We start from the raw sequence: 17,381 nt of genomic DNA, 5'->3' as shown, positions 1-17,381 counted from the left end.
GACATGAGCCACCAACATTACGACGTTCTGATCATCGGCGCCGGCGTTTCCGGCATTGGCATGGCTTGCCATCTGAAACGGGAATGCCCCGGCAAGCGCTTCGCCATTCTCGAGCGCAGGCAGTCGTTAGGGGGCACCTGGGATTTGTTCCGTTACCCCGGCATTCGCTCCGATTCCGACATGTTCACCTTTGGCTACAACTTCCGGCCGTGGACCGGTGGCAAGGTGCTGGCGGATGGTGCGTCTATCAAACAGTATGTGGCTGACACCGCCCGGGAACACGATGTGGAACGAAACATCCGTTACGGCGTGGCGGTGAAAACCGCCGATTGGTCCAGTGAGGAAAAATGCTGGAATCTGACGGCGGTGAACGAAAAAACCGGCGAAGCGGAGACCTACACGGCCAGCTTCCTGGTGGGCTGCACCGGTTACTACAACTACGATCAGGGCTACAAGCCTGATTTCCCCGGCGAGCAGGACTTCAAGGGCCAGGTGGTGCACCCACAGCACTGGCCGGAGAACCTGGATTACACCGGCAAGAAGGTGGTGGTGATTGGCAGTGGGGCGACCGCCATTACCCTGGTGCCCACCATGGCGGAAAAAGCGGCCCATGTAACCATGCTGCAGCGCTCGCCCACCTACCTGATGCCTTTGCCGTCGACTGATAAGGTTACCCTGGCGATGCAGAAGGTACTGCCGGAGAAAGCCGCCTATCGGCTGACCCGGGCCCGGAATATCTCGATTTCGCGCCTGCTCTACGAGCGTTCCCGCAAGAGCCCGAAGGCCATGCGCCGGCTGTTCCTGTCGGTGATCAAACGCCAGTTGAAGGGCAAGGCGGATATGCGCCACTTTACCCCCGACTACAACCCTTGGGATCAGCGCCTGTGTGTGGTTAAAGACGGCGACCTGTTTGATGCCATCAAGGCGGGTACCGCCTCGATCAAAACCAACCATATTGAACGTTTCACCGAAACCGGCATTCGCCTCAGATCCGGTGAAGAGCTCGAAGCAGATATCATCATTCCGGCCACTGGCCTGGATATCCAGATGCTGGGTGGTATCCAGCCCACCGTGGACGGCCAGGGTGTGGTCTTGAAGGAAAAGGTGATCTACAAGAACGTGATGGTGGAAGGCATGCCCAATTCCGCCATGATCTTCGGGTACACCAACATCTCCTGGACCCTCAAGGCCGATATTGCCAGCGAATACCTGTGCCGGCTGATCAACCATATGGATCGCAAGGGTTATCAGGTGGTGGTGCCGCGAGACACGGAAAACAGCCTGGGTAACGACACCATTCTGGGTTCGCTGGACGCCGGTTACATCAAGCGTGCCGAAGATCGCCTGCCGCGCCAGGGCACTCACGGGCCCTGGAAGGCGTCCCAGAATTATCTGAAGGATGTGAAAATCCTGCGCTTCGAACCCATCGAAGACGGCTATCTGGAGTTTGATGGCCGGCGCAGCCAGCAGGCCAGCCCAGAGAAGTCGGGCTTCCTGAAGCCGCTGCGCTCGGCGTTGTTCGGGGCCTGAGTCAGGCCCCGTGCGTTGTCAGTTTCCCGGTGCCAGCCTCACTCTCAAGGTAGTGACGGCAGCTTGATTGGAGATACTGCCGGAACGGGGGCAGTGTCACCTGCTGTTGTGCCAGAAAGCGTTCTGTGACGGTTGTATCGAAACGGCAGGTCTGAATAAAGGCCAGCGATTCCGGGGCAACCTTCAGCAGGCCGGGCAGGCCCGGAATGGTCAGTAACGCTTTCATCATGCCGATCGGAAGATGCCTGCGGGGGCCCGGCTTGCCCAGAGAGTGCGCCGCTGCCTGTAAAAGCGCTGCCAGGTTTGGCGTGTTCTGGTCCAGCGCCAACAGCGTGCCGGGCACATGATTGGCCACGCAGGCTACCGCAATCACTTGGGCCAGGCTATCCACCGGAATCAGAGGCAACCAGTGCTCCGGCGACCCCGGGATCATGGCCAGTCGTCCGTGGTAGAGATTTTCCAGTAAACCATATAGCGGTTGGGCCGGGTCGAGTTCCCCGGTTAAACCGTGGCCGGCCACGGTCGCCGGCTGTACCTCGACCGCATCCATACCCTGCCTTGCGACGAACTCCCGCAACCGGAAGGCCGATTCCAGTTTGCTCGCCTCATAACCACCGGCCCGCCGGTACACCCGGCTCCAGTCAGTCTGCTCCGGATGGCTCCGATTGATTCCAAGCCGTGAAAGATGCCCGGTGTTTGCCAGCATGAAGCCACTGATAAACACCAAACGGCAGCGCAGTTGACGGGCCAACTCCGCCACCCGGAGGCTGCCGGTAACGTTGGTATGCCGGGCCTCCTGCTCGGGTAGGTTCCAGGCGAACCGGGCGGCCAGGTGCACAAGGCATTCGATGCGGTCCGGCAAGGCGATTAGCTCCAGATCAGGCTTTTCGAGATCGCCTTCCAGTGCGGAGAACCGCTCCATGGCGGCGCCCTGTTGTTGAAGAAAGCCGGTGAGCTGGTTCAGGCTGGATTTGGAGCGGATCAGTGCCTGAACTTCATGCCCCTGCTGCAACAGGGTGAGGCACAGGTATTTGCCGATAAAACCGGTGGCGCCGGTGATCAGGATGGTCATGGTGCGTTCCTTGTTCATTGAGTCGAACGCAGCCTAAAGTATGGAGTATGCTTCAGGGTCAACAGGGAGAGTGCTTGGCATGAGAATATCGGAACTGGAACGGCGCACTGGCGTGAGCCGGGATACGCTGCGCTACTATGAAAAGCAGGGTCTGATTCGGGAGGTCGGCCGCAGCGGCAACAATTATCGGGATTATCCGGAGCAGGCAGTAGCACGCGTATCGATGGTACGGCAGCTCAAGAGACTGGGCTTTTCGTTGAGTGAAATCCGCGAGTTGCTGGATGCCGTTCGTTCAGACCGGATCGACTGTCTGCAGGGCGCGGCGGTAATGGCGCGCAAGGGGGCCCTGGTGGATGCCCGGATTGCCGAGTTAACGGCGGTAAGAGAACTTTTGAAACAGGAGCAGGCCCGCCTGGAGGCCAGTGCCCGGGAGCATGGGTTGGCTTGATGGCCATCCTCATAATTGCTGATAGCGCGATGAAGGTAGCTTCCTTAACATAGATCGTCTTTTCAGGTTCCTTTGATCTGTTCGGGAAGACGGTCGTGCTGCCACTTCGCTCCGCGTTAGCCTATGTTGCTTTACTCTCTTCTGTTCTGGCGACTCTGCCAGGTATGGCGTATTTGGGTGCGGTGGCCGTAAGCATGGCGGTCAGTCTTGGCTGGCAGGACATGCGCCGGGTGCCTCGTGCGGTATTTGCGGTGGCGGTGCTGGCGATGGCCTTTGCGTTTGGCCGTGACCCCGGATTGGTGGAAGGGGCGGCCGGGAACATGACCCGTTTGGCCGGGCTGATTCTGTCGGTGATGTTGCTGTCTTCGGTTTTGGCCGGTTCCCGGGATCTGCAGCGAATCTCCAGTAGCCTGTTCAGCGGCAAGCCGGGTACCCGGTATGCGAGCCTGGCGTTCGGCACGGCGCTGGTGTCGGTGCCTCTCAACTTCGGTTCGGTGGCGGTGGTTGGTAGCCTGATCTCCGAGCGAATCCGCCGTTCCGGCGATTCTGCGGCTACCCGCAACAGCACCCGGGCGGTGCTCCGAGGCTTTGGCGTATCGCCAATCTGGTCGCCGTTATCCATTTCTGTAGCGCTGACATTGACGCTTCTGCCAAGCCTTGGTGGCGCTCAGCTCATTGGCCTTTCACTGCCGTTTGCCATGCTGGTGCTTCTGGCGGGCTTTCTCTGGCGTGAGCCAGAATCGCAGCTTGCAACCGGGTCAGCAGACAGTGCCGGTGCTGCAGCCTGGTTGCGGTTTGGCGGCATTATCCTGGGTATCTGTATCGGGGTGTTCCTGTTCAGCCATGTTTACCAACTCAGCTACGCCCGTTCGGTTACCCTGAGCTGCCTGGCGGCGGTCATTATTGGCTGGGCCCTGTCCTTGTTTACGGGTAACACCCCTAGACCACCTACTATGGCCAACGTCAGTAATGAACTGGCCATTGTGGGTGGTTCCGCTTTTATTGGTTCGGTGATCAGTGCGGTGGTGCTGGGGCAGGTGAACGGCGATATGGGCTTGCCGGGCTGGGCGTGGCCGGTCCTGGCGGCACTGGTGCCCTGGAGTTTCTTTCTGGCTGGGCTGGCCGGTGCCAACCCGATCCTCACAGGTACCTTGATTGGCGGTATCCTTGGGCCAGCGTGGCCACCTGGCGCCGTGCTGGGGCTGGGCTTTGCCATGGTCACCGGCTGGGGTATCACGGCATTCGGCACCCCGTTTGCGGCCAACGCCCTGATCATGGAGCGGCTGACCGGTTATCCCGCCCGGGATGCTTCTTTACGGTGGAGCCTGGTGTTGTCGTTAATCGCGTTGTCCGCCGCCAGCGCTATTGCCGTTGGCCTGACTGTCTGGCTGGCCTGACCAACGGCAGCAAATCAGGGCCTCGGGCCCATCATGCGCTGCAGGGCTTGCGGGTTAGGCAGGCCCTGAACCATCTTCACGTTGCCTTCACCATCCTTGTACAGGGTGCTGGGTGTTGCCTGTAAACCCAGATCCTGCATCAGCCGGTCGTTGGCTTTCACATCCATATGGGCGGCGCTGACCCGCTTCCGGTCTACCTCGATACCACCTTGCTCATAGGTGTCCATATGCTGGTGCAGTGCGGCTTCCGGGTCATCGCTGCCGAGGATCGTCGCGGCCTTGGTCAGGCTGTCTTCCCGCAGAATACCCACGATAATATGCCGTAGCTGTACCTTACCGGCGTCAATCCAGGGCTCCGCCTGCTGGCGGAAGCGGTAGCAGTAGGGGCAGTTGGGGTCGGTAAAGGTGTACACCACGGTTTCGGCATCGGCAGAGCCATCCCTTACCCAGTGGCTTTCCTCAAGCTGCGACCAGGCTTCGGCGAATTTGGGGCCGGTGACCAGTTCATCGATACTGGCGGCGCTGAGGTTGTTGCCTTGGGCATCCAGCAGGGTGCCGACAATCACATGGTCGCCGTCTGGCGTCAGGTAAAACGCCAGCGAGCGGCCCTGCATTTCGCCCACGTAGCCAGTCATTCCGCCGGGTGCGTCAAAGCTTTCAACGACCCGAACTCCCTGCTGTTCCAGCGATTGAATGGCGGCGGGGTACGTCTGGGCCTGGGCTGCGCCGGCCAGAATGGTTGCCGGTACAAGAGCGACCTGGAACAGGCGTTTCGGGATTTGCTCAATCATTGGATGAAACCTCGGTTGCGGGTGTCAGAAAGCGGGAGTCAAAGCGTTCCAGCCCCCGGAACAGGCTGGCACGGGACAATTCGCCCATATGGCTATCCACCAGGTTTCCTTCAGCGTTATAGAACAGGGTGGTAGGCAGGCCGTGGCTGCCGGTCACTCGGCCAAACTGGCCCTGTCGGTCGCTCAGCACGTGGTGTAAATCCAGGTTCTGCTCAGACAGGAACCGCTGTATGGTTTCCGGGTGCTCGCCCTGGTTGGCGAAAACGAAATTGATGCCGGGGTAACGCTTTTGGGCTTCTTCGAGCACTGGCATTTCCCGGATGCAGGGCGGGCACCAGGTGGCCCAAAGGTTCACGACCGTGGGCTGGCCATTGGCGATGGCGCTCAAATCGACCGGTTGCTCGTTGAGATCGGTCAGCGCAACTTCCGGCAGGCCTTTGAGTTGCTGGTTGATCAGCTGAATGGCCCCGCCGGTCAGGCCCCAGGTCAGCAGACCGGCCGCCATGGCCGTACCCAGCGCCCGGCGGCTGCTGGCCCGTCGCCACATCAGGAAGCCGGCAAACACCAGGGCAGCGACCAGGCCTGCGACCATATCAAAGCCACCGTCCCGGATATCAATCATGCCCAGCCAGTCGCCCTGGTAGTGCTCGTAATAGCGAATCACGAAGCCGATGCGGGCACTGAGCATAGCGACCACGAAGATATCCGCCAATGTGCCGGCGATGGGTGTTCCATGTTTGCGGCCGGTGATGCCCCCGACAATCAGGGCAACAACAAAAGCCAGGACCAGCAACAGGTGCCCGATGGAAAAACTGACAGGGCCAACGCCAACACTGAGCATGGTATCTCCAGGGTATGAATGGATTTTTGAAGCATCTATGGCGGCTAATGACCGGCGGGCCGTGTCAGAGTTCCATTTATGGCCTGGAAAATGAAAGCCTGCTAATCAAAACCACCTATAGCTATTTCGCGGGCCCTCTGTTACCGTGCCTGCATCCTGCCTCTAGGGATTCCGCAGTTCCCGGCCCAAAGCCGCTTTGCGAACCATCCATACGACCTGTCAGAGGACGTCACCCCGAATTCGGCGCGTGACCGTAGTCGTCTTTTATTCCATGAATGTTCATGGCATCTGCCCGCATTCGCCGTATTCGGTGTTCGTGGAGGCAGAATCAATCAAGAGTATATTTTATATGAGTTTTTCTTCTCTCGGTTTGTCCGAGCAGCTGGTCCGTGCCACGTCCGATCAGGGTTATGACACCCCTTCTCCCATTCAGCTTCAGGCGATTCCTGCCGTGTTGTCTGGTAGAGACGTGATGGCTGCGGCCCAGACGGGTACCGGCAAAACTGCCGGCTTTACCCTGCCTCTTTTGCAGCGCCTGGCGGATAACCCGCGCAATGGCAAAGGCCCCCGTGCGTTGATTCTGACGCCCACCCGGGAGCTGGCCGCGCAGGTGCACGACAGTGTGAACCTGTACAGCAGATACGTTCCAACCAAGGCCGCTGTGGTTTTTGGTGGTGTGAAAATCAATCCGCAGATGATGAAACTGCGCAAAGGCGTTGATGTGCTGGTGGCAACACCGGGCCGCCTGATGGATCTTTATCAGCAGAACGCCGTGCGCTTCAACGAAGTGGAAATCCTGGTACTGGACGAAGCCGACCGCATGCTGGACATGGGCTTTATTCGCGATATCCGCAAGATCCTCGCCTTGTTGCCGGCCAAGCGTCAGAACCTGCTGTTCTCCGCCACTTTCTCCAACGAGATCCGTGGTCTGGCTGAAGGCCTGCTGGATAACCCGGTGCAGGTAGAAGTGGCTGCCCGCAACACCTCGGCTGAAAGCATTGTCCAGTCGGTTTACCCGGTCGACCAGAGCCAGAAGACCGCCCTGCTGAGCAAGCTGGTGCGTGACAATGGCTGGGAGCAGGTACTGGTATTCACCCGTACCAAGCACGGCGCCAACCGCCTGACCCAGAAGCTGGAAAAAGACGGCATTACCGCCGCCGCGATCCACGGCAACAAGTCACAGGGTGCCCGCACCCGTGCGCTGGCGGACTTCAAGGCCGGCGAAGTGCGTGTGCTGGTTGCTACCGATATCGCCGCCCGTGGCCTGGATATCAAGCAGCTGCCCCAGGTGGTGAACTTTGAATTGCCCAACGTGCCGGAAGACTACGTGCACCGCATCGGTCGTACTGGCCGTGCCGGCGAAAGTGGCCATGCGTTGTCTCTGGTGAGCGCCGATGAAGGCAAGATGCTGGCAGGCATTGAGCGGTTGATCAAAAAGCAGCTGCCGCGCAAGGAAATCGAAGGCTTTGAACCGAAGAACAACCTGCCGCTGAAGCCCAAAGCAAAGGCCGACCCGAGCAAGGCTCGTAATCGTCGCCCTCAGGGTGGCGCTGGTAAGAGCTTTGGCCCGAAACCGGCTGGTCGCAGCGGCGGTCGTGGCCGTGGTGGTCAGGGCGACGGCCAAGGCCGTGGCCAGGGGCAGGGCAGAAGTGGCCGCCCGGCTCAGCGCCAGAGCGCCTGATCACTCCGGTTCTTCTCCAGACATAAAAAGGCGGGGCTGCAAAACAGCCCCGCACAGGAGAACGCACCAGCTGGCAGCCCACAGACCAGAAGGCTGCCAGGGGTACGTGGGATCAGAACTTGTAGGTGAAACCGACCATGTAGACCATGGGGTCGATTTCAACTTCGAACTTGTCGGTCTGTGCGGCGAAGTCACCGTTCGCATCGTAAACCTTCACACGGGCATCGGTATTGATGTCTGCCCACCAGATTGCCGCGTTAAGACCAAAATTCTCACTCAGCATGTAGTCCATACCCACTTCCACGGCCACGCCAACACTGTCGTCCAGGTCCAGTGACGTGCGGGCTCCGGGGATGCCGTATTCTGCAGCAACCACGCTATCCAGAGTTCCGGTGGTCTTCTCTTCAAAGAAAGTGGTGTAGTTGACGCCCACGCCCACGAACGGCTGGAAGGCTGAAGAGCTTGCCATCGGGAAGTACTGCAGTGTCAGGGTTGGCGGCAGGTGCTTGGTTTCGCCCAGCTTGATGTCACTCGGAATATCGCCGCCACCGTTGATGTTGTGCTTGAATGGGGTTGCACCCAGCAGGCCGACACCGAGGTTGTTGGTGAACATATAGGTGGCACGCAGGCCCAGCTGTGTATTGGAATCGACGGTGACTTTTGAATCCGCACCGGAAAGCAGCGGCGCGCCACCCACAGTGATAGAGTCACTGGAATCATCCGGCGCCACATGCACAACACCCGCACGCAGAATGAAATCACCCGCTTCGAAAGCCTGAACCGTCGGTGCAGTTGCCATCACAGCCGCTGCCAGAACACCCAATTTGAAACCACGAGACATAGCCATCTCCTTATCCATTAAAAGTCGATGGGCTCAATGTAATGGAGCGGGGCCGGGGAAACTTGATTTAGCGCAAGAAATGGCGGGCAGCGGATTTGGTTTGGTGTGGCTCTTGATTCAGCTCAAAAAAACCGAGGTGTTTCCGGAGAATGCGGTTTGCCCTTATGGTCAGGCCGTTTTGCTGTCGCTTTCAGCATTGTCGGGAACAAACACATCACGGATTGACAGTGGTTGGCCTTCGGCATTTCGCACGGTAACCGGTTGCACCGGCTTACCGGTATCGCGATCGCGCAGGTCCAGCGGCTGCCCATCCGGCGCCGGGTTCCATTTGTCGCCCCACTGGCGCAGGGCCACCACCACCGGGAACAGATCCCGGCCTTTATCGGTCAGGCGGTACTCAAAGCGGGAGCCGTGCTCGCCCACGTCTACTTTGCGAAGCACTTCGTTATCAACCAGGCGTGCCAGGCGGTCGCACAGAATGTTCTTGGCAATGCCCAACTGCTGCTGAAAATCGACAAACCGACGGGTACCGTACATGGCGTGCAGCACAATCAGCAGGGACCACCAGTCCCCCACTTCATTCAGGGCACGGGCGACGGAGCAATTGGAGTCATCAAAACGTTTTCTGGCCATGTAAGGGAGTGTACCGAATAGGGTTGCATTTTGAAACCGAATTTAATAGGGTTGCTTAACGAAACCAAATTAATGAGGTTGCACATCACATGAGTATGAATCTTGGTCCTATGTTTGAGCCGTTTGAACTTCACAACCTCAAGCTGCGTAACCGCGTAGCCATGGCTCCGATGACCCGTAACTTCTCGCCCAAGGGCGTGCCCGGCCAGAACGTGGTGGACTACTACCGCCGCCGCGCCGAAGCCGGTGTTGGCCTGATCATCACCGAGGGCACCATCGTGAACCACGCGGCCGCCAACGGTTACCCGAACGTACCAGCCTTCTATGGCGACGAAGCCCTGGCCGGTTGGAAGAAAGTGGTTGATGCCGTGCACGAAGCCGGCGGCGCCATTTTCCCGCAGCTTTGGCACGTGGGTGCCGTGCGTAAAGAAGGCACCGAGCCGGACCCGTCCGTCCCCGGTTACAGCCCGTCTGGCCTGTTCGCCCCAGGCAAGCCCAACGGCAAGGCCATGACCAAGGAAGACATCGATGACGTGATCAAAGCCTTCGGCGACGCCGCCCAAGACGCCAAAGCATTGGGTTTTGATGGTGTGGAAATCCACGGCGCCCACGGCTACCTGCTGGACCAGTTCCTGTGGGAAGGCACCAACCAGCGTGATGACGAATACGGCGGCAGCCTGGAAAACCGTCTGCGCTTTGTGGTGGAAATCGTCGAAGAAGTACGCCACCGCGTGGGCCCGGATTACCCGATCATGCTGCGTTTCTCACAGTGGAAGCAGCAGGCGTATGAAGCAAAACTGGTGAACAGCCCGGAAGAGCTCGAACGCTTCCTGAAGCCGCTGGTTGAGGCCGGCGTCGACATTTTCCACGCCTCCACCCGCCGCTTCTGGGAGCCGGAATTCGAAGGCTCGAACCTGAACCTGGCCGGCTGGACCCAGAAACTTTCCGGCAAGCCGACCATGTCTGTTGGCAGCGTGGGCCTGACCGAAGACTTCATCAGCGGTACCTTCGCCAGCAAGCAAGAAGCCGTGGAGCAGTCCGGCATCGACGAGTTGGTAGAGCGAATGAACAACGGCGAATTCGAGCTGATTGCGGTAGGTCGTGCTTTGCTGCAAGACCCAGAATGGCTGGTGAAAGTGAAAGAAGGCCGGCTGAGTGAAGTGGAAGCCTTCGCCAAGAAATCCCTGGCCAAGCTTTACTGATCGATCTATCCCTTCGATCCTGCTTGCCGCGGCGCCTGTTCAGGCCCCGCGGCTTTTTTGTGGGTGAAAGTTATCCGGTTGTTAATCGCACAGTTTTACAGAACCGCTATGCTGTGTTCAGTAATGACTCAATCATCGAAAAGGAGTTGTATATGGCAGTGGCTCGACATCTGAAACTGGCTGGCATGGCCTTGTTGTTGGCGACCCTGGTGGGCTGCGCGACGGTAGGCCGAGACTTTGCGACCCATAACGTGGACCAGATCCGCATTGGTGAAACCACCCGGGCGGACATTCAGGATATGTTCGGCGAGCCCTGGCGCACCGGGGTGGAAGACGGCAAGCGCACCTGGACTTATGGCAAGTATCGCTGGTCTGCCTTTGGTGATGCAGAAACGACGGACCTGGTGGTGCGGTTCAATAGCGATGGCACTGTGTCATCCTACGTGTTTAACACCACCGAGTAAGGCTGTTCAGTGCCGGGGTGGGCTTCAGGTTCGCCCCGGTGTCGTTTTCAGCGTCAGGACATCCACAACGTCCAGCTCTTCAATCAGTGCCCCCCGGAACTGCCGGTTGATAAACCGCTCGGTCTCCTGCTGAATGTTTTCCCGCTGCTCGGGCTTCTCGATGTAATCCATGGCCCGGAACAGGATGTAGCGGATGGTCATGTGGGAAATCTCATGCACCACAGCGGCCCCCACGCCCGGCACCAACCCCCGCTCCAGAATATCCTCCGCCATCTCTCGGGCACTGGCATCCAGCTGTGCCTCCAGCGCGCGGCGCAACACCGGCGAGGGCCCGTGCAGCTCGCGGACGGCGACGGTGGTGGCGGCGGGGTTAGCGAGGAAGTAGTGATACACAAAGGTGACCGTGTCGTGTGACGCCTGCTCGGATGAATCCGCCATCTGCCGCAGTTGTCGCACGCCGGTTTTCATGTCCTCTGCGATATACCCCAGAACCTGCAACCCGAACTCGTCCAGGCTTTTGAAGTGCCGGTAAAACGTATTCGGATTCAACCCCGCCTCACGGGCCAGCTCCCGCAGCCCCAACGACGTCAGGCTCCGTGTTTCGGTAATCAACCGCAATGCGGCCTGCACCAGTTTCAGTTTTCCGCCGGCCAGTGTGTTCATCTAAGCCTCGTGTTTTTGGAGTCAGGCTGGTTCGGTGCCCGCTTCCGTTTCTGGAGTTAGTCCACTCTGGTGGAGCTTTCGAAAACCGCTGTAAATACGTCCCTGTACGCTTGCTTTCCGCCATCCATGGCTCCAAGCATTTTCGAAAGCTCCACCAGAGCGGACTCTCGAACATTGGCGTATGGATTCCTTCCCAAAAGTTCAATTTGGGAGACGGCTATCACAATAGTTTAACGGTTGGTTTGGGGGTGGGCTTCAAAAACTGTGCGGAGCCATGGATGGCGGAGCCCAAGCGTCACACGGACGTGCCGAAGGAGCGTGTTTTGGAAGCCCACCCCCAAACCAACCAACCCCCGGAGCCAGAGGCTAGTTGGACGAGACTCCCAACCCCGAGGCCACACAGGCCAACAATCTGTCACCAAGGGCCAAACACCCGAACCAGAGTATACAAGTGTCTACCCCTGGCGGTATACATGTGTCTACCGGTCAATGATGACCACCCAGACAACAACAGGCAAGGCCAAACAGGCCACACAGGAGTGCAGCAATGACACAAACCGCACAGATCGCCATCATCGGCACCGGCTTCTCCGGCCTCGGCATGGCCATCAAACTTAAAGAAGCCGGCTTCAACAACTTCGTCATCCTCGAACAAAGCGACGACATCGGCGGCACCTGGCACGAAAACCACTACCCCGGTTGCGCATGTGACGTGCAATCTGCGCTGTACTCCTTCTCATTCGAACAGAACCCCAACTGGACCCGCATGTTCGCGCCCCAGCCGGAAATCAAAGCCTACCTGCGACACTGCGCGGAGAAGTACGGCCTGCTCGAACACATCCAGCTCAATACCCACGTGGCCGGTGCCCGCTGGAACGATAAAACCGGCGCCTGGGCCATCGAAACCTGCGACAGCCCCAAACTCTGGGCCTACATGGAAGCCAACAACCTGAAACCTGGGGATGTTCTGGATCGCAGCGACAAAACCCTGCCCAGGTTCCGCAAGCTGCACGCCGAGGTTCTGGTATCCGGCATGGGCGGCCTGAGCACGCCCGCCTACCCGGATATCAAGGGCATGGACACCTTCACCGGTTCCAGCTTCCACTCCCAGAACTGGGACCACGATTACGACTTCCGCGGTAAGCGAGTGGCGGTGATCGGCACCGGTGCCTCGGCCATCCAGTTTGTGCCGGAGATCGCCAAGGATGCGGCCCACCTGGACCTCTACCAGCGCACACCGCCGTGGATCATGCCCAAGCCGGACCGGGAAATCCGTCCGCTGGAGCGAATGATGTTCAAAAAGGTTCCGCAAACCCTGAATGCGTTTCGCCAAAGTATCTACTGGATGCTGGAAGCCCGGGTGCTGGGCTTTGTCGGCAACCCGCGCATCCTGAAAATCGGTGAGCTGCAGGCGCGTCGTCATATTCGCAGTCAGATCAAGGACAAGGAACTGCGTAAAAAAGTGACGCCGGATTTCCACTTTGGCTGCAAGCGGGTGCTGATCTCCAACAACTACTATCCGGCGCTGGATCAAGATCATGTGGACGTGCTGACCGATGGCATCCGTGAGGTGAAGGGCAATACCATCGTGGATACCAACGGCACCGAGCGCCAGGTGGACTGCATCGTATACGGCACCGGCTTCAAGGCCCAGGAGCCGATTCCCCGGGGCATGATCTACGGCCGCGGCGGCCAGGACCTGCTCGATGCCTGGCGCGAAGGCGCGGAAGCCTACAAGGGCACCACGGTGGCCGGCTTCCCCAACTTCTTCATGCTGATGGGCCCGAACACCGGCCTTGGGCACAGCTCCATGGTGTACATGATCGAATCCCAGGTGCAGTACGTGCTGGATGCCCTGAAGAAAATGCAGCACCGGGGCTGGAAGACGGTGGAAGTGAAGGACGACGCCTTCAGCCAATACAACGCCTCGATTCACGCCAAACTCGGCGACTCCGTGTGGCAGACCGGCTGCAAGAGCTGGTACGTGAATGAGAACGGCAAAAACACCACCCTGTGGCCGGGCTTCACCTGGCAGTTCCGGCAGCAGACCAAGCGTTTTGATGCCGAGCAGTATGTGTGTGAAGCTACGGAGGTAATGGAGCAGGGTGGGGAGCCGGCATTGGCGGGTTGACCACTTCCTGGCCACCGGAGGGTGCTATCGCCGGTGGCCAGGCCCTAAAGCGTCCCGGCTCTGTCAGCGACGAATATCCAGAGAATTAACCAAGGCGTGAATTTCTTCCGCTACCCTGAGAAGCCCCAGAACGAGATTCTTATCCACGTCGATGACACCCTCGTACTCGGCTAGATTTCGTTTGCGGTGGGCCTGATCAAGAACTCTCCACTTTGCTGAGGGCAGGTCGAGTGTGTGCTGCAGGCATTGGAACACCAGGTAACGACTATCTGATCGATACCCGTGATACCGCAAAGCTGCCAACGCCAAGGCATGCGCAGCGTTATAGGCGAGATCGAAGCGGCTCTCAAGACTGAGTGATTCCAGAGCAGCGTCTTTGAGCCGGATGGAGCCGGAATGAACCAAGCCACTGATCTCTTCGGTATCAGGTGTTTCATGGTGAAGTTTTCTGATCTGGACCAGGTTGTCCAATGCTTCCTTGTTCATCGATGATTCCCTTCAATAATAAAACTGGCCCGTTCAATACCTTTCTGATGAATGGGTTGTCCTGTTTGCGGCGTTTTTCAAATTCATCCCTTGAATAAAGTGTCGGGTTAATTGGTCTGGACAATTCACCCTCTGCTCCTTCAAGAGCGCTGAAGATATCTTCGAGTGAGAGTGTGTCAGACACCAACAATACGTCAATATCGCTATCAGCTCGGTCGGTTTGTTTGGCTACGGACCCATAGATAAAAGCCAGTTCAATCTCATGGGCAACCGGTTGAAGGGCTTTCTTGATAATCTCCGTTGGCCCCAGGGTTTTGACAATCAATGCGCTCAGTTCGCCAAATATTGGCGACGCCATGTTGGCATGATAGCTCTTTTGTCGCCCCCGATACTGCACGTTCACAAGTCCACTTTCGGTCAGTCGGGCGACTTCTCTTTGGACTGCTCCTGAGCCGGCTTTGGCTTGCTCAATCAGTTCACCCATCGTAAAAGTTCTGTCAGGTTGCAAAAAAAACAGACGTAGCACTTTCTGACGGGTACCGGAAAAAAGTGCGTCGGCAATGCTGGTGTCTTCATAATGGCCGGGGTTTGTTGAGATCATCGAAGCGCCCATGCTATTTAATACCCATATTGGGCAAAATTATACCCTAATTGGGTAGATTGCAAGGAGTGGTTGTTCTTGGCATGGTGCTGAACCTTGGGTTGCGGCCAACGATAGTTGCCGTCGTCCAATCCCGATGGGATGATGCGCGGGTTGCATTGCACGCTATCCGTTCATCATCCGCATCTGGCAGGGCTTCATGGTCAACAGGACATCCACCCGACTGAACAAATACATCAGCGAGAGCGGCATGTGTTCGCGCCGGGATGCTGACCGTTACATCGAACAGGGCAACGTGCACATCAACGGTCGGCGGGCCCAGGTGGGGGATCAGGTGCTGCCCGGCGATACCGTTAAGGTGAACGGCCAGGTGGTGGAGCCCCGGGATGAGGAAGATCTGGTCTTCATTGCCCTGAACAAACCGGTGGGCATTGTCAGCACCACCGACAGCGCGGAGAAAGACAATATCCAGCGCTTTGTCGGCCACAGCGAGCGCATTTTCCCCATTGGCCGCCTGGACAAAGATTCCCAAGGTCTCATCTTTATGACCAGCAACGGCGATCTGGTGAACAAGATCCTGCGGGCCGGCAATAACCACGAGAAAGAATACCTGGTGACCGTCGACAAGCCGGTGACCCGGGAGTTTGTGGAAGGCATGAGCAACGGCGTGCCGATTCTGGGGACGATGACCAAGCGTTGCAAGGTGGAGAAAGTCTCCCGGTTTGTCTTCCGGATCATATTGGTGCAGGGCCTGAACCGCCAGATCCGCCGGATGGCGGAATACTTTGGCTATGAGGTGACGAAGCTGGAGCGGGTGCGGATTATGAACGTCAGCCTGCAAGGTTTGCCGGTGGGCGCCTGGCGGGATCTGACGGAGAAGGAACTGGCGGTGCTGTTTGATGCCATCCGGGATTCGTCTTCGGAAGCAACGCAGCCGGCGGCCAGCAAGCCCCGCAAGAAACCCGCCGGGCCCAAAGGTGCCCGCCCGGGTGCCGGTGGTAAATCGGCCAGGGCCGGCGCAAAGCCGTCAGGTAAACCTTCCCCCGGCCGAGGTGGAAAGGGAGCTGGCAAAGGCACCGGCAAACCGCCTGCAGGCAAGCCTGGCCGTGGCCCGAAGGCCGGTGGGCGCACGACCGGCCCGAAAGGCAAACCCGGCAAGCCGCGCAAGCCCTCCATCAAGAAGCGTTGACCCGCTCCGCCGGCCAATAGGTTCTCTTCCTTACGGCAGAATCTGCCCACAGGCGCTATGCTTACCGGCTTTAACCCCTGGCCGGATTTGCTTGAATGTTTGAAACGTTTTTCGCCACTTACCTTAGCAGTACCATCCGTTTTCTGTTTCTGCTGGCACCGTTCTTTGTGGTCACCATGTTCCTGGCGCTGACCCGTGGCCTGCCGGCGGCGGAGAAGGCGTCGATCATTCGCCGGGCCTGTGTGTCTGCGTTCATTTTGGGTGTGGTGCTGTTCTTCGCCGGGCCGCTGTTATTCAGCGCTATCGGTATTACCCTGAACTCTTTCCGTATTGGCGCCGGCAGCCTGCTGTTCCTCACGGCTATCAGTCTGGTGACCAGCGGCACCCGCAACCATGCCACGGGCCTGCCAGAGGAAGACCGCGACGATATCGCCGTGGTGCCCCTGGCCATTCCGGTGATGATCGGCCCGGCGACCATCGGTGCCATCATGGTCTACGGTGCCGAGCTGAAAGCTGTTCACGAAGTGGCTGGCGGTTTGCTGGGTCTGGTCTCCGGCTTGCTGATTCTGGCGGTGTTGTTGCGGTTGTCCGGCTACCTGGAAAAAGTGCTGGGTAAAACCGGCCTGAACATCATGTCGAAAATCAGTGGCCTGATTCTCTCTGCCATGGCGGCGGAAATCGTGCTGACCGGCATTGCCGGCTTTATTGCAAGCACTCAAGGCGCCTGACAGAATCAGGTTTCTGTATCGTCTGCAGGTTTGTTATGCCCGCCAACACCATTGATCACAATCGTACCCGCTACAACTTTGACGGCATCGACTCGGTTTGGTTGTTCGGTTACGGCTCTTTGATCTACAAGGTGGATTTCCCGTTCCTGGAACAACGGCCGGCCTCCATTCGCGGTTGGGCTCGCAGGTTCTGGCAGGGGTCCCATGACCACCGTGGCACGCCTGAGGCTCCTGGCCGGGTGGTCACGCTGATCGAGCAACCCGGAGCGGTCTGCCGGGGCATGGCGTTCCGGGTATCGCCGAATGTCTTTGAGTATCTGGATGTGCGGGAGAAAAACGGTTACCTGCGCTTCAGCACCACCATGACCTTTGACGATGGCAGCCATGCCGAGGGCTTGGTGTATATCGCCACGGAAGACAACGAAGCGTTTCTGGGCGAGGCTCCGTAAGCCGATATTGCTGCCCAGATTGCCGCAGCGGTTGGCCCCAGTGGGCCCAATTCCGAATATCTGCTCAGGCTGGCGGAGTCCCTGCGGGCGTTGGGGGATGACTGCCGCCATACCTTTTCGATTGAATCTCACCTCACCCGTTCCGGGCCTGTCGAGGCTTCGGACAGTTAAACGTCAACCCATGTAAAGCTTGTGCAAAACCGGCCCTTGGGCGCTGACATCTCCCTTCTGATC

At 58.5% G+C, this 17,381-nt stretch carries 17 protein-coding genes and 1 pseudogene; 10 read left to right on the top strand and 8 right to left on the bottom strand.

All coding sequences use genetic code 11. The annotated features are described in order from the left end of the window. Window positions 1–3: 3 nt before the first annotated feature. Complete coding sequence (locus RVM24_RS16020) at window positions 4–1,530, top strand: flavin-containing monooxygenase (protein WP_431474366.1); 1,527 nt, start codon at window positions 4–6, stop codon at window positions 1,528–1,530. Window position 1,531: 1 nt separating this feature from the next. Here the strand turns inward: RVM24_RS16020 and RVM24_RS16015 are convergent, their stop codons facing one another. Then, window positions 1,532–2,602: an SDR family oxidoreductase gene (locus tag RVM24_RS16015; protein ID WP_431474365.1), complete on the bottom strand. Its 1,071-nt coding sequence runs from the start codon at window positions 2,600–2,602 to the stop codon at window positions 1,532–1,534. A 79-nt stretch (window positions 2,603–2,681) separates the two neighbouring features. Here RVM24_RS16015 and RVM24_RS16010 point away from each other — a divergent pair, with 79 nt between their 5' ends. Both RVM24_RS16010 and RVM24_RS16005 read left to right on the top strand, forming a co-directional pair. After that, a complete protein-coding gene (locus tag RVM24_RS16010; protein ID WP_072675930.1) occupies window positions 2,682–3,050 on the top strand; it encodes a MerR family transcriptional regulator in 369 nt (122 codons plus the stop codon). A gap of 95 nt (window positions 3,051–3,145) precedes the next feature. Continuing rightward, window positions 3,146–4,447, top strand: coding sequence for a hypothetical protein (locus tag RVM24_RS16005; protein ID WP_431474364.1), 1,302 nt, complete (start codon window positions 3,146–3,148; stop codon window positions 4,445–4,447). A gap of 14 nt (window positions 4,448–4,461) precedes the next feature. Here RVM24_RS16005 and dsbG read toward each other — a convergent pair whose 3' ends face one another. Beyond that, on the bottom strand, window positions 4,462–5,238 hold the full coding sequence (gene dsbG, locus RVM24_RS16000; protein WP_374787170.1) for a thiol:disulfide interchange protein DsbG: 777 nt from the start codon (window positions 5,236–5,238) through the stop codon (window positions 4,462–4,464). Continuing rightward, window positions 5,231–6,079 carry a prolipoprotein diacylglyceryl transferase family protein gene (locus RVM24_RS15995; RefSeq protein WP_374812733.1) on the bottom strand — a complete coding sequence of 283 codons (849 nt, stop codon included), beginning with the start codon at window positions 6,077–6,079 and terminating at the stop codon, window positions 5,231–5,233. The genes dsbG and RVM24_RS15995 overlap by 8 nt, the downstream gene beginning before the upstream one ends. Window positions 6,080–6,428: 349 nt before the next feature. Between RVM24_RS15995 and RVM24_RS15990 the strand changes: the two genes are divergently transcribed. After that, window positions 6,429–7,760, top strand: a complete 1,332-nt coding sequence (locus RVM24_RS15990) for a DEAD/DEAH box helicase (RefSeq protein ID WP_106693255.1) — start codon at window positions 6,429–6,431, stop codon at window positions 7,758–7,760. 112 nt (window positions 7,761–7,872) lie between these two features. Here the strand turns inward: RVM24_RS15990 and RVM24_RS15985 are convergent, their stop codons facing one another. Next, the gene (locus RVM24_RS15985) at window positions 7,873–8,601 is read right to left on the bottom strand and encodes an OmpW/AlkL family protein (RefSeq protein WP_374787168.1); all 729 of its coding nucleotides are present in this window, start codon (window positions 8,599–8,601) and stop codon (window positions 7,873–7,875) included. A 168-nt stretch (window positions 8,602–8,769) separates the two neighbouring features. After that, window positions 8,770–9,234: a winged helix-turn-helix transcriptional regulator gene (locus RVM24_RS15980; protein ID WP_061332016.1), complete on the bottom strand. Its 465-nt coding sequence runs from the start codon at window positions 9,232–9,234 to the stop codon at window positions 8,770–8,772. Between the two features lie 89 nt (window positions 9,235–9,323). On the opposite strand from RVM24_RS15980, the gene RVM24_RS15975 reads away from it, so the two are divergent. After that, window positions 9,324–10,436 (top strand): NADH:flavin oxidoreductase, encoded by a 1,113-nt coding sequence (locus tag RVM24_RS15975; protein WP_374812731.1) that lies wholly within the window; start codon window positions 9,324–9,326, stop codon window positions 10,434–10,436. A gap of 152 nt (window positions 10,437–10,588) precedes the next feature. After that, on the top strand, window positions 10,589–10,900 hold the full coding sequence (gene bamE, locus RVM24_RS15970; protein ID WP_052009733.1) for an outer membrane protein assembly factor BamE domain-containing protein: 312 nt from the start codon (window positions 10,589–10,591) through the stop codon (window positions 10,898–10,900). Between the two features lie 24 nt (window positions 10,901–10,924). Here the strand turns inward: bamE and RVM24_RS15965 are convergent, their stop codons facing one another. Next, window positions 10,925–11,563, bottom strand: a complete 639-nt coding sequence (locus tag RVM24_RS15965) for a TetR family transcriptional regulator (protein ID WP_431474363.1) — start codon at window positions 11,561–11,563, stop codon at window positions 10,925–10,927. A gap of 547 nt (window positions 11,564–12,110) precedes the next feature. On the opposite strand from RVM24_RS15965, the gene RVM24_RS15960 reads away from it, so the two are divergent. Beyond that, entirely contained in the window at window positions 12,111–13,694 is a 1,584-nt protein-coding gene (locus RVM24_RS15960; protein WP_431474362.1) for a flavin-containing monooxygenase, read from the top strand. Window positions 13,695–13,757: 63 nt separating this feature from the next. Here RVM24_RS15960 and RVM24_RS15955 read toward each other — a convergent pair whose 3' ends face one another. Both RVM24_RS15955 and RVM24_RS15950 read right to left on the bottom strand, forming a co-directional pair. Beyond that, entirely contained in the window at window positions 13,758–14,180 is a 423-nt protein-coding gene (locus RVM24_RS15955; RefSeq protein WP_431474361.1) for a hypothetical protein, read from the bottom strand. Then, a complete protein-coding gene (locus RVM24_RS15950) occupies window positions 14,128–14,781 on the bottom strand; it encodes a nucleotidyltransferase domain-containing protein (RefSeq protein WP_431474360.1) in 654 nt (217 codons plus the stop codon). The genes RVM24_RS15955 and RVM24_RS15950 overlap by 53 nt, the downstream gene beginning before the upstream one ends. Window positions 14,782–14,980: 199 nt before the next feature. Between RVM24_RS15950 and rluF the strand changes: the two genes are divergently transcribed. From rluF to RVM24_RS15935, 3 genes and pseudogenes are all read left to right on the top strand, one after another. Continuing rightward, window positions 14,981–15,970, top strand: a complete 990-nt coding sequence (rluF, locus tag RVM24_RS15945; RefSeq protein ID WP_431474359.1) for a 23S rRNA pseudouridine(2604) synthase RluF — start codon at window positions 14,981–14,983, stop codon at window positions 15,968–15,970. A 95-nt stretch (window positions 15,971–16,065) separates the two neighbouring features. Beyond that, window positions 16,066–16,698 carry a MarC family protein gene (locus RVM24_RS15940; protein WP_058090830.1) on the top strand — a complete coding sequence of 211 codons (633 nt, stop codon included), beginning with the start codon at window positions 16,066–16,068 and terminating at the stop codon, window positions 16,696–16,698. Window positions 16,699–16,733: 35 nt separating this feature from the next. Then, a pseudogene (locus RVM24_RS15935) lies at window positions 16,734–17,318 on the top strand (gamma-glutamylcyclotransferase). The last annotated feature ends 63 nt before the right edge of the window (window positions 17,319–17,381 follow it).

It is taken from the genome of Marinobacter sp. KM021 (assembly GCF_050707965.1).
Classification (GTDB): Bacteria; Pseudomonadota; Gammaproteobacteria; order Pseudomonadales; family Oleiphilaceae; genus Marinobacter; species Marinobacter shengliensis.
This window is presented reverse-complemented; position numbering and strand designations above follow the sequence as displayed.